The organism is Colwellia meonggei, assembly GCF_057537295.1.
The window spans coordinates 194,432-207,125 of sequence record NZ_BAAJLZ010000001.1; the positions used below are offsets into that span (position 1 = coordinate 194,432).

Annotated in this window: 7 protein-coding genes; all 7 read right to left on the reverse strand. The window is 38.6% G+C overall.

All coding sequences use genetic code 11. From position 1 onward, the window contains the following. Positions 1-5: 5 nt before the first annotated feature. Positions 6-716, reverse strand: coding sequence for a tRNA (guanosine(18)-2'-O)-methyltransferase TrmH (trmH, locus tag AC27E9_RS00930; protein WP_487126388.1), 711 nt, complete (start codon positions 714-716; stop codon positions 6-8). 74 nt (positions 717-790) lie between these two features. Beyond that, the gene (locus AC27E9_RS00935; protein WP_487126390.1) at positions 791-1,180 is read right to left on the reverse strand and encodes a RidA family protein; all 390 of its coding nucleotides are present in this window, start codon (positions 1,178-1,180) and stop codon (positions 791-793) included. 20 nt (positions 1,181-1,200) lie between these two features. Continuing rightward, entirely contained in the window at positions 1,201-3,309 is a 2,109-nt protein-coding gene (spoT, locus tag AC27E9_RS00940; protein ID WP_487126392.1) for a bifunctional GTP diphosphokinase/guanosine-3',5'-bis pyrophosphate 3'-pyrophosphohydrolase, read from the reverse strand. Positions 3,310-3,518: 209 nt separating this feature from the next. Further along, positions 3,519-3,794 (reverse strand): DNA-directed RNA polymerase subunit omega, encoded by a 276-nt coding sequence (gene rpoZ, locus AC27E9_RS00945; protein WP_487113005.1) that lies wholly within the window; start codon positions 3,792-3,794, stop codon positions 3,519-3,521. Between the two features lie 78 nt (positions 3,795-3,872). Then, a complete protein-coding gene (gene gmk / locus AC27E9_RS00950; protein WP_487126394.1) occupies positions 3,873-4,496 on the reverse strand; it encodes a guanylate kinase in 624 nt (207 codons plus the stop codon). Positions 4,497-4,626: 130 nt separating this feature from the next. Further along, entirely contained in the window at positions 4,627-5,601 is a 975-nt protein-coding gene (locus tag AC27E9_RS00955) for a GGDEF domain-containing response regulator (protein ID WP_487126396.1), read from the reverse strand. 31 nt (positions 5,602-5,632) lie between these two features. Beyond that, complete coding sequence (locus AC27E9_RS00960) at positions 5,633-12,328, reverse strand: response regulator (protein WP_487126398.1); 6,696 nt, start codon at positions 12,326-12,328, stop codon at positions 5,633-5,635. Between the last annotated feature and the right edge of the window lie 366 nt (positions 12,329-12,694).

The following is a 12,694-nucleotide window of genomic DNA, read 5'->3' on the forward strand; positions in this document are numbered from 1 at the left end:
ATAGCTTATTCGTCATCAATGTTTTGCCATGCATCTTGTGTCATTTGCATTTGCTGCCACCATTGTTCAGAAGCAACTATTTGTCCATCTTCATCAATAGCTGGATAAGGTAAGCCTTTACGCTGACATGCTTTAGCAAATATTGGGTGACCACCTTCAAATAAAATACGCTGACGGCGTTCATGGCTAATACTAGGTTTATTATATAAACCGGCGGCCTGACGTTGGCGCTGTGCTTCATAAAGAACAACAGAACATGCAACTGATACATTCAATGATTGTACCATTCCGACCATAGGAATAATGATATCTTGATCAGCAAGTTCTAATGCTTTTTCTGATGCACCAAATTTTTCTTGGCCAAGGATAATTGCCGTTGGCTTGGTGTAGTCAATTTCTCGAAAATCAACTGCTGTGTCAGATAAGTTAGTAACTAGCACCTGCATACCTTGCTTTTTTAACTCTGCAATTGCATCTTCGGTAGCGTTGTAATTATGAACATCAATCCAATTTTGACTACCAGCTGCACTGCCACCAGATACCCGCATTGTTTCGTTTTTCCATACGGCGTGCACATCACTAACCCCAATGGCATCGGCAGTACGAACTACAGCGGCTAAATTATGGTTTTTATGTACGCCTTCCATACATACAGTTAAATCGGGTTGGCGTTGATCTAACATGCTATTAATTCGTTGTAGTCTATCTGGGGTCATATACTTTTTCTAAGGTTGATTGAATCGGTGGCAGGTATTTAATCAAATAACCTGCCTATTTAACTAATGAGCGCTTAACTGAAGTTCGGTAATTCCATAACACCATCAATTTCAATGGCTACGTCTTTTGGCAAACGCGCTACTTGCACGGCCGCACGCGCTGGGTAAGGCTGCTCGAAGTATTGGCTCATAATTTCATTAACAGTGGCGAAGTTAGCTAAGTCTTGCAGGAAAATGTTGACCTTAACCATATCGTTAATATTGCCGCCTGCCGCTTCACATACAGCAACTAAGTTCTTAAATACCTGCTGGGTTTGCTCGGCAAAGTCTTCAGAAACGATTTCCATCGTTGCTGGTACTAACGGAATTTGCCCCGATAGATACACTGTATTGTTAACTTTTACGGCTTGACTGTAGGTACCAATTGCACTTGGTGCGTTATCTGTATTGATGATAGTTTTCATGACTATTTTCCTAAGCTAGTTTATTTGTTACGAACAACGCGTTGTACGTCGACCATAACTTTAATTTTTCTAATAATATCAGCAAGGTGAATGCGATCTCGACAGGTTATTTCCATATCAATAAGGTATAAACCCGAATCTTTTTCACCTGAATTCAATGTGTGAACATTTGAACCGCCGCGCGCGATAACGTTAGTTAGGGCAGCTAATGCGCCTTTGTGATTAATGATTTCAATACGAAGTTTGGCAATAAAGTCGCGATCAATATCGGTATCCCATTTTACTGGGAATAAGCTACCTTGTTCATGGCCTTTATGGTTTCGACAGCCTTGCTGATGCACCATTAAGCCTTTACCTGGACTTAGATAGGCAACAATAATGTCGCCAGGAATTGGACGGCAACATTTACCATAGCTAACCATCATGCCCTCAGTACCTTTAATTGGCATTTTAGTTTTTGATTGCGTTGGTTGTAGATCAGACTCTTCGGAAAATTCATCTTTTAAACGCTTGGCAATACCAATACTTAAGGCGTTACCTAAGCCAATGTTAATCAATAAGTCTTCAACACTGTCATTACCTGAATCGCCAACAACTTGTGCGAGCTTTTCTTCAGCAATGTCTTCAAGTTTCGTTGCACCTAAGGCGTGGCTAAGTAAACGCCGACCTAATGCTAATGATTCAGTCTGCTCTTGAGAGCGTAAATAAGTGCGGATTTGCAGTCGCGCTTTCGATGTTACGACGAAGTTTAGCCAAGTGGCGTTAGGTCTTGCTGCCGTGGAGGTAACGACCTCAATGGTTTGGCCTGAATCTAAAGGGTGGCTTAATGGGTAAGGTTTTCGGTCAACCTTCACACCGACACAGGAGTTACCAACATCAGTATGTACTGCGTAGGCAAAATCGACAGCAGTTGCTCCCATCGGCAGCTCTATAATGCGCCCGTCTGGTGTGAATACGTAGATTTCTTCTGGGAATAAATCCGACTTTACGTTTTCGATAAATTCAAATGAGCTACCTGCACTTTGCTGTAACTCTAATAAACTTTGCATCCAGCGACGTGCTTTCATTTGCGCCGTGGTACCAGTGTCATCGCCTTCTTGTTTGTAAAGCCAGTGAGCTGCGACCCCTTTATCTGCCATTTGATCCATATCGTGGGTACGGATTTGAATTTCAACAGGAATACCATGCGGACCGATAAGAGATGTATGCAAAGACTGATAGCCATTGGTTTTAGGAATGGCGATATAATCTTTAAAACGAGTTTCAATAGGCTTATATAAATTATGAGCAGCACCTAAAGCACGGTAGCAATCATCAATTTTATCGCCAACGATAATTCTAAAAGCGTAAATGTCCATAACTTCGTTAAACATCAATTCTTTGTTTTGCATTTTACGATAGATGGAATAAAGATGTTTTTCTCGGCCAATAACTTGAGCCTTAATACCGCTTTCTGCTAAGCGACTGCATACTTCATTTTGAATGTTGTTGATAATTTCTTTGCGATTTCCACGGGCTTGTTTTACTGCTGATTTTAAGGCCCGTGAGCGCATCGGATAAAGGGCTTCAAAACCAAGTACTTCTAATTCATTTTTAACATCGTGAATACCTAAGCGATTCGCAATTGGTGCGTAAATATCTAAGGTTTCTCGGGCAATACGGCGACGTTTATCTGGGCGTAATGATTCTAATGTCCGCATATTGTGCGTACGGTCGGCCAACTTTATCAGAATTACACGAATATCCTGCACCATGGCTAATACCATTTTACGGAAGTTTTCGGCTTGCATTTCTTCTTTGTTGTCGAATTTTAGTTTGTCGAGCTTACTAACCCCTTCAACAAGCTCTGCAACTGTGTGTCCGAAAAGCTCTGCGAGTTCATCTTTTGTTGTTGCCGTATCTTCAATTACATCATGTAGTAGTGCTGCCATGAGGGTTTCATGGTCTAGGTTCATCTTCGCGAGATTAAGCGCAACAGCAACAGGGTGAGTAATATAGGGCTCACCACTGGAGCGCATTTGGCCGTCGTGTGCTTCACGAGCAACGAGGTAAGCTTGCTTCAATAAGTCAATCTGCACTTTTGACAGATAGCTCGACACATGTTCTTTTAATGGTTCAAAAAGGTACACCCGATACTTCCTTAATGATAATTGTAATTCTGTCTAGTTCAGTAAAGTTAGAATACGACTATTTTGCCGCGATGCCAATGTTTTAGCATGCTAGCATAGGTTTTTGTTGCTAATGTGTTAAAAAACGTACAGATAATAAAAAACGCGTAAATTACCGAAAAGTAATTTACGCGTTTTTTGTTGCTGCTAACGTTAAACGTTAGTAAAAATTATTGGTTACCACCAACAATTGCTGCAACAGCTGCTAATTCAGCAGAATCTTGCTGTATTTGCTCATGACGTTCAGAATTGTCCATTACTTCAGTAGTAATAAGACCAGCTTCAATTTCACGTAAAGCTAATACTGTTGGTTTATCATTTTCAACTTCAACCAAAGGATCTTTACCGCCCGTAGCAATTTGACGAGCACGACGAGATGCAATTAACACCAAGTCAAAACGGTTACCGACTTTTTCTACGGCACCTTCAACAGTTACGCGAGCCATTTGGTCACTCCAACAATTAAATTTAAATACAAAATAGTGGCGTAGTTTACTTGATCCTTACCTAGGTAAGCAAGCGTTCTACGCTAATAAATCTTCAAATAAGTTTTGATGTTGTTGAGCTTGTTGGCTACGCTTTAAACGCTGATTGTTAACTATGGTGGTTAAATCTGTTAGTGCTTGCTCGAAATCATCATTAATTATGATGTAGTCAAATTCTTGGTAATGCGAACATTCGGCTTGTGCTTGTGCCATACGTCCTTGAATAACCTCTTCACTATCTTGCCCGCGATTACGTAATCTATTTTCTAGTTCTTGCTTCGAAGGAGGGCTAATGAAAATTGTTGTCACATCTGGCTTTTTCATTCTTACTTGTTGAGCGCCTTGCCAGTCGATATCTAAAAATACATCAATACCTTGAGCTAATTGTTGATCAATGGCTACTTCACTGGTGCCATAGTAATTCCCAAAAACTTCAGCATGCTCATAAAATGTTTTATCGGCAATAGCTTGTTCGAACTGAGCTTTGCTTACAAAGTGATAATGTTGACCATTAACCTCGCCTGGACGAGCATCGCGTGTAGTATGAGATACTGATACTTGCATAGGTCGAGTGCTTGCTTGTTTAAGCAAAGCCGTAATTAAGCTAGATTTACCGGCGCCACTCGGGGCCGACAAAATGAATAGATTGCCTTTGGTTGTCAAAATTTATCCTCTGCCGCTGTTGCCATTATGCGGGGTATAAAACTGAAAGTTAATTGCGCGCACTATACCCAAAATCACGGTTAAATTCGACCATAAAATCGTAGGTAGGGAGTAATTGCTATTACCAGTTTTAAGAAATATCGAGAGATATTTGTTGATCGTCAATATTTAAATCAAGAAAGCTTACTGCATTTCGCGTGCTATTTTTTACAAGATAGAGGCGCTCATCAGCTTGTTGCATGATTTGTTCAACGGATAATTTTTCATTCGGAATAACTTGAATCGCGCCAATACTGACAGAAACACAGCTACCTAAACTAATAGCGTGATGAGGAATGGCTAATTGTTCAACACTATTTAGTGCCGAAGTTAAAACCTGTTTAGCGTTATTTTGTTGAGCTGGAAAATAGAAATAAAACTCTTCACCGCCACAGCGAAAAATAGCGCCACCGTAATCAAATAAGGTTCTTCGGATAGTGTTGGCAACTTGCCGTAATACTACATCCCCTTGTTGATGGCCGTAGTGATCATTGTATTTTTTAAAGTGATCGACATCAATAATGCCATACACCATAGCGCTTTGGGCATTTTTAGATGATAACCAATAATCAATGCTGTCTTGTTGCCATTTTCGTCGATTAGGTAATTCCGTTAAACTATCGAATAAGGCAAATTTTTGCAGTAAATTACGTTGACGAACAATTTCTAAATGGGTGTTGACGCGCGCACGAACAATACCGTAATTAAAAGGCTTATGAATATAATCACAAGCCCCCATCATTAGGCCTTTTTCTTCATCTTCCGCGTCTTGTAAACCGGTAATAAAAATAACTGGGATGCTGGCAAGTGTTGGGTGCTGTTTGAGTTTTTCCATTAACTCAAAGCCGCTTTCCTCAGGCATGAGGACGTCGAGTAAAATTATGTCTGGCTTTTCATTTAATGCTCGCTCGAAACCTTGCTTAGCGGTTTTAGCGACTACAACATCATAATGACCTTTAAAAATTGATGCCAACACTTTTAAGTTGGCACTTTCATCGTCAATACACAAAATAGTGTAGTTTTGCTCACCTGCTCGGCGATGTGACTCCTTAGTGAACGATTGCATTTTACTACCTCTATCGCAATGGCGAGAATGATTAATTCGCGTCTGCTATTGCTTGCTCTAAGCTCAATAATGCCGTTAAAGCATCGTCAAAGTCAAAGTCGTTGACCAGTTTTTGAATATCAAGAATTTGTTGATGGTACTGAGTTTGATAACCAATATTCATTAATTGTGCAGTAATATCTTCTGCTTGAATATTGGCTGATGCTAAGCAAGGCTTTAATTCTTTTATAATTTTTGTCGCATCGTCAGCATTAAAACGCTGGTCACTTTTTGTTGTTTCAACATGCTGATAAATACGATTGAGCTGGGCTAAAATAAAATCTAAATGTGTAGTGACTTCATTTAGTTTTAGTTTTATATGTTGTCCGTTATGGTGTATTTCGCTTTCTAAGGCACTCGCTGATGCCGCTAGTTCATATGCGCCAATATATTGTGCTGTAGATTTTAACGAGTGAGCGGCACGGTAAAGATCGTCCTTTTGTCCTGAGTTATGTAAGCTTGTCATTTCTTGTGCGAGTGACTGGTATTTAGACCAAAAGTCATAAATTAACTCGGAATATAACTTTTCTTTACCGTGAATTTTTTTAATGGCCTCATCAACAGATAAACCGGTTTGCTGGCGTAGTTTTGTCAAGGTTGATGTTAACTCATCTGTTTGTTGCTGAGATGTGATTTTAGTCGCGTTATCGCTACCTTCTTTGCCTAAATATTGGTTTAAAGTTTGGTAGAGCAAAGCAGGCTCTATTGGCTTAGTTAAGTGCTGATTCATGCCAGCAATAACACTTTTTTCAATATCCCCTTCCATGGCGTGAGCTGTCATAGCAATAATAGGTAAATCAGTCAGTTTTAGGGTTTGACGAATTTCTGTTGTAGCAGTTAATCCATCCATTTCTGGCATTTGAATATCCATCAATACCAGGTCGAAATGTTGAGTGGCGACTTTCTCTAAAGCGACTAGGCCATTTTCGGCACACTCAACGCTAATATTAGTATCGGCTAAGAATTCTTTTGCTACTTGCTGGTTGATCATGTTGTCTTCAACCAATAGCACTTTGTAGGCACTTAAATTAGGCGGTTCTATAGCTGGTAAGGTGTTTTCCACAGTAATGCGTTTGCTCTCTTTACTTAATAATTCAACAATGGCGTCAACGAGTACTGATTGGTTTATAGGTTTTTCTAAAAACTCATCAATACCAGAAAACTTAGCTAGCTCTTTTGCTTCATCTTTATCGTAGGCTGATACCATTAATATGTGAGGTAATTGACCATTTGCTTGTGCTTGAATTTGCTTAGCTGCCTCAATACCGTCCATTTCTGGCATTTTCCAATCCATTAAGACCAAGTCATAAGGGCTACCACTACGTTCTGCGGATAATACGGCATTTACCGCTTGTTCGCCATTTTCGACACCATCTGCAGCAATTTCAATATGTGCGAGTGCCTCAATAAGCACTTTTCTGGCAATTTCAATATCATCAGCAACCAATACTTTTAAGCTTGTGAGCATTTGGCGATTGACCGTTTGGGTAATTTCCATTTCTTGTTCGGTATGTTCAAACATGGCAGTAAAACTAAATGTTGAACCAACATTTACCTCACTAGTTACCGATATTTCACCGCCCATTAATTCAGTAAGCTGCTTACAAATAGCTAATCCAAGCCCTGTACCTCCATATTTACGAGTAACAGAAGCATCGGCCTGGGTGAATGATTGGAATAAGCTATTCTGTTGCTCTTTGGTCATGCCTATGCCGGTATCGTGTACAGAAAACTTCAAGGTACTGGTTTGGCTATTTTGTATTTGCATAGCAATACTGATGTGAATAGCGCCAGCTTGAGTAAACTTAACCGCATTATTGGCTAAATTAATAATGACTTGTTGCAGTCGTAGAGGGTCACCTAATAGAAATTTAGGTACATCGGGTGCAACATCGATAACAAATTCTAATCCTTTTTCATGCACTTTGAAGGTACATACGTTTACCACACGTTGTAAAATTTCGTGTAAAGAAAAGCGTATATTTTCTAAGGTGAGTTTTTGCGCCTCAATTTTAGAAAAGTCTAATATGTCGTTAATTAAACCGAGTAATGACTTAGAAGAATCTTGTATTTTTTCTAAATAATCTTGTTGAGTATTCGACAAGTTGGTACGCAACGCTAATTGACTTAGACCAATAACCGCATTCATTGGTGTTCGTATTTCATGGCTCATATTGGCCAAGAAGTTAGATTTTGCTTGGCTAGCTTGTTCAGCTTTAATTTTTTCTGCGGCAAGCTCTTTAGTGCGTTCGTGAATTTGATTTTCCAAGTTACGGCTGTAGCTTAAAACTTGTTGATATAATTTTGCATTATCGAATGAAATAGCGGTTTGATCCGCTAATAATTGCAAAACATTAATCCTGTCATCACTGAACGCACCTTCAATATCGTAGTGCTCTAGGTAAACAATGCCCTGTAGATTCCCTTTAACGATACTTGGAATACAAATAATGGACTTTGGCTGGTGATTTTCAAAATAAGGATCTGATAAAAACTGCTCTTGCGCACTAACTTTACTTAATACTTGCGCCCTTAATGTTCGCGATACTAAATTAATTATGGAGTAGGGCAAGTGTTGATTTTTATTTGCTATACCGTCACTTGCTAGGGCTATTTCGACATTTAAAATACCATCACTTTGTAATAATAACGCACCACTTTGAGCACCAGCATTTTCGATAATAATTACCATCATGCGATGTAAGAATGCCGTTAAGTCAACCTCACCACTTAAAGTTTCTGAAGCTTTTAATACTGATGCTAAATCAAGAACTTGAGTGTTATTGTCATGTTGATGATTAAGAGAGTTAACAGTGTCACTCGGTGTACGTTGAAACAATGTCGGGTATAATTGCGCTAACTGGTTTGCTTTATGGCTTGCCCCCCAAATTTGGAAGCTATTGTATGCGTCTTGCAAGTATTCATTAGCCATGACCTTTTTATCAAGACTTAACCAATAAGTGCCAGCAAGTTCATTAGCAATGGCCAGTATGTTATTGACTTTATATTTCTTTGCTAGCGCAATGGCTTGGTCATAATTTTGCCAGGCTGTCGGTTCATTCAATATTGCTTGTAGCTCTGCCTGAACTAAAAATACTTTATAGGCATAGTTTTCTGGCGCACTGGCGGCCCACTGTTCAAGCAAAGCCAAGTTTTCTTTTAATTGTTTTAGATTGTTTTCAAATATGCCTTTTTCACTTTCACGACATAATTGATGGCTTTGCTGTGCAATAATCAAGCTAGCGTAAAATTGGAACTCGCCAAAATGATAAAGTGAAACTACTGAGCTATGGTATTGCTGCGCTAACTGCATTTGAACAATTGCTTGCTTATTATCATTGATCAAATATGCTTGGATCATACGTGCAAGATGATAAGTAAATAAAGTCGTTACATTTTGAGTATCGTTAAGAATTTTTAGCTGTGCTGCTTCGTCAAAATGTTCACCTTGTAAATCTGAGCTGTTGCCATTTTCTTGCTGTAGATTTTCGATAAGTTGCTGCCAAACCTGCATCATAACAAGCTGATAATGCTGTTTTTTGCTTTTCATTACCGCCATATGTTGTGTAAATGTCGTTTGGCAATTTGTTAGGTCAGCACCACTTAATAACTCGTACATACTTTGAAATAACGCGGAATGGAAAGCGTACTCGATGCTGCCACATTCAATACCATGATAAAAATTTTGCGCCAGCGGTTTTACGGTATCTTTTAATGATGATGTCCAATGGATAATGGAAGCATTACGAGTAAACTCAATTTCAACTTGAATCGACTCTGATGGGTATTGCTGATTGACCACTCTCGCTAACGTGGCAAATTCTAACCCTTCTTCAAATCGACTAAATGCGCCACACAACAATAAACCATGAGTTACAAATACTTTTGCCGCTAGCGGAGATAAGCCGGAGGTTAAGCAAAGTTCAAGTGATGCATAAGCAATGCGCATATACTCCATTGGGCTCAATAAGTATGCCGGAGTTTGAATGGCATTTAGCGTATCTAATGCTAACAGCTGACTTTCATTGGTCATTGCTGGTAACTTGGCTAAGTCAGCAATGGCTTCCTTCTGATAATGTTGTTCAATGGCTAAGTAATTACCAGCGATCGTTGCTTCAGGCAAAGAAATACCAATCGTTTTTATAATAGATATGCCTAAATCGAATGCTTGTTGCATTTTATTTTGCGCAATTAACGACAGTACTTGGATATTGGCAAATCTTGCTTGATCAATGACTTCGTTTAGTAAAGCACTGGTGCTTCGAAAATGTAAATTACCTTGGTTGTAGTCTTGAGTGAAATACAATACTTTAGCTTTGCCTAAAGCAAGACGGAAACATAGCGAATATTCCGATTGCCAGTGTCGTGCATCTAAATAATTTTCCGCCTGTTCGAAGTAGTATAAAGCACTGCTGTAATCATTAGCCTCTAATGCTTTATTGCCGGCAAGAAAATTAAACTGTGCCAATAATGTTTGCTTATCTTGTTCAAGATAAAGCGCCGCGGCCAAGTTAAGGTGTTCGATAAAAGCAAAAACTTGTTCTTCAACAGTTTTATTTTCTTCAGCATTTACCTCTGACGCGGATAAGTAGTATTGGGCAACTTTATAATGAATAAGCGATTTAGGTGTTGGGTTAGTTAATAAATAGGCTGCTTGTTGAATTTTATCGTGAGCAAATTTAATTTGCTGTAAAGCATCTATTTTTTGATTGTTTGAATAGGCGATTAATAGGCCATCGGCAATCAAAGGTCGTAATTCACGTTCAATTTCTTTACTGGTAATATCTAAAACATGAGCGAGTAATTGAATTGGAATTAAGCTACCGATACAAGCTGCGTGGTGCAAAATACTTTGGCCAATTTTGGATACGTGGGTTAAACGTAGTGCCATTAGCTCAATAACATTGTCTGTGGCAGAAAGTGCCTGTGACAACTTCTCATCCCACTGCCATTGATTTTGTTTATTTTTCGCCAAAATACCTTGTTCAATAAGTGACTTTATAAATTCTTTAATAAAGAAAGGGTTACCCGCTGTTTTTTCTATAACTATATCCACTAGTGGCTGGATTTCATCCAATGCTAAGGCTAAAGATGTTGCAATAAATTGGCCTACGGCGGCAGTATCTAGCGGTAACAAATTTATATGACTATGAAAAGCGGCGGTATTCTTGGTATCAGTTAATAGCTGATTTAATGGGTGAGTATCACTGACTTCGTTATCACGATAGGCAAGAATGAGTAATAAATTACTAATGCTATTTTGCTCAATGAGATAATGTAACAATTGCACGGTAGCAACATCAGCCCATTGCATATCGTCAATAAATAATGCAGTAATTTTATGTTGTTGCCCTAAGGCGACTAAAAACTGCTCAATGGTATGATGAATGCGATGACGAGTTTCCGCAGGTGGTAATTCTGTTAACGGTGGCTGTGAGCCAATAATCAATGAGAGTTCAGGCACTAAATCAATAATAACTTGGCCATTACCCTGTAGTGCATCAAGAAATATTTGTTGCCAGTTTTTTAAACTTCCGGCACTTTCACCTAATAATTGTTCAACAAGTTCGGTACAGGCTTGGGTAAAGGCAAAATAAGCACTTGGCTTTTTATACTGCTCATATTTTCCAGAGATACAGTAGCCATGCTTTTCTATAATGGGTCGTTGAATTTCTTTTACTAATCGAGATTTTCCAACTCCAGAATAACCACTAATAATACTAACCAAAGTACCTTGGTGTTCAACAACTTGACTATAAGCATTAAGTAACGTTTGTTTTTCACTTGCACGGCCATACAAGTTCGAAGCGAAAACTAATTTATTGCTAAAGTCTTTTTCACCAAGTGGAAATAAAGTGATATCTGATTGCTTTTCATAAGCTTGTAAACAGCGAGTAAAGTCTTCTGCTATACCTGTGGCTGTTTGGTAGCGCTGATTTGGATCTTTAGCTAACAAACGCGCCAGTATTAAAGAAATTTGTTTTGGTAAATCAGCATTATATTCATTGGCAAGCTTCGGTGTTTTAGCAATATGTGCGTGTACCAGCTCCATATCGTCTTGATATAGAAATGGCAAACGACCAGAAAATAATTGAAATAAACTGGCTCCAATAGAGTAAAAATCTGAATAAACCTCAACAGCGTGATTCATCCTCCCAGTAGCTTCAGGAGAAAGAGTTGCTAAGTATTGGCGATCAACACTGTTATTTGATGCGCGTTTATGTAAAGCAGATATTTTAGTAGCAAAATTTAAATCGTATATTTGAGCATCAAGCGATTGATTTACATAAATATTGCTAGGAGAAATGTTATTTACAATAAAGCCAAGTTGATGCAATTGTGAGAATAGTTGACAAACGCTGACGGATATCTTTAATTTTTCTAATAATGTCAATGGTTGCTGAGATAAATCGCACAGCGTATAAGTTTGCTTTGAAAATGGAAAAATTGCGTAACAATATTGATGGTCATCTAATTGATTAATTGGCGCAATAAGTTGGCTAATGGGTAACTTGCTTTGCAGCTTGGAAAACTTATTAAAACGGTTAATGTTTTGATTATTAGCGTCTTTTTCAATTCTTTTGATAAGGAAGCTTTCTTTTTGTTCATTTTCAGCAATAAATACCTGAGTTGAGCTCGATATTTCCTGTTGTTCCTTAACGACTGTATATCCGTGGAGATTGACCATTTTGTTACATTAACCTTGCTAAATTTAAACGCAGAAGTGCTTTGTTTATATGCCAAATAAACTCGTTGAAACCATCTTGCATACTAGTTGATTTTTACATAAATATTAAGCCCTTATTTACGTATTGAGGACTGTATTAAAGAATGTCGGCTGCTATTTAGCGACTCTTAAGAATAAAGTTAAGCCATTTTTAAACCTTGCCGTTATGATCAGAAGCGTACGTCGAATGTAACAATAGTTGCTATTGCTACATTTTCTTTAGATAATGGCAGCATAGTTTAGCTTTTTCGCTGACAAATAGGATTTGAATTTTTCTCTAAGGGAGCTATAGCGATACCTGTGCACATGCATAGACTAGCAATAATA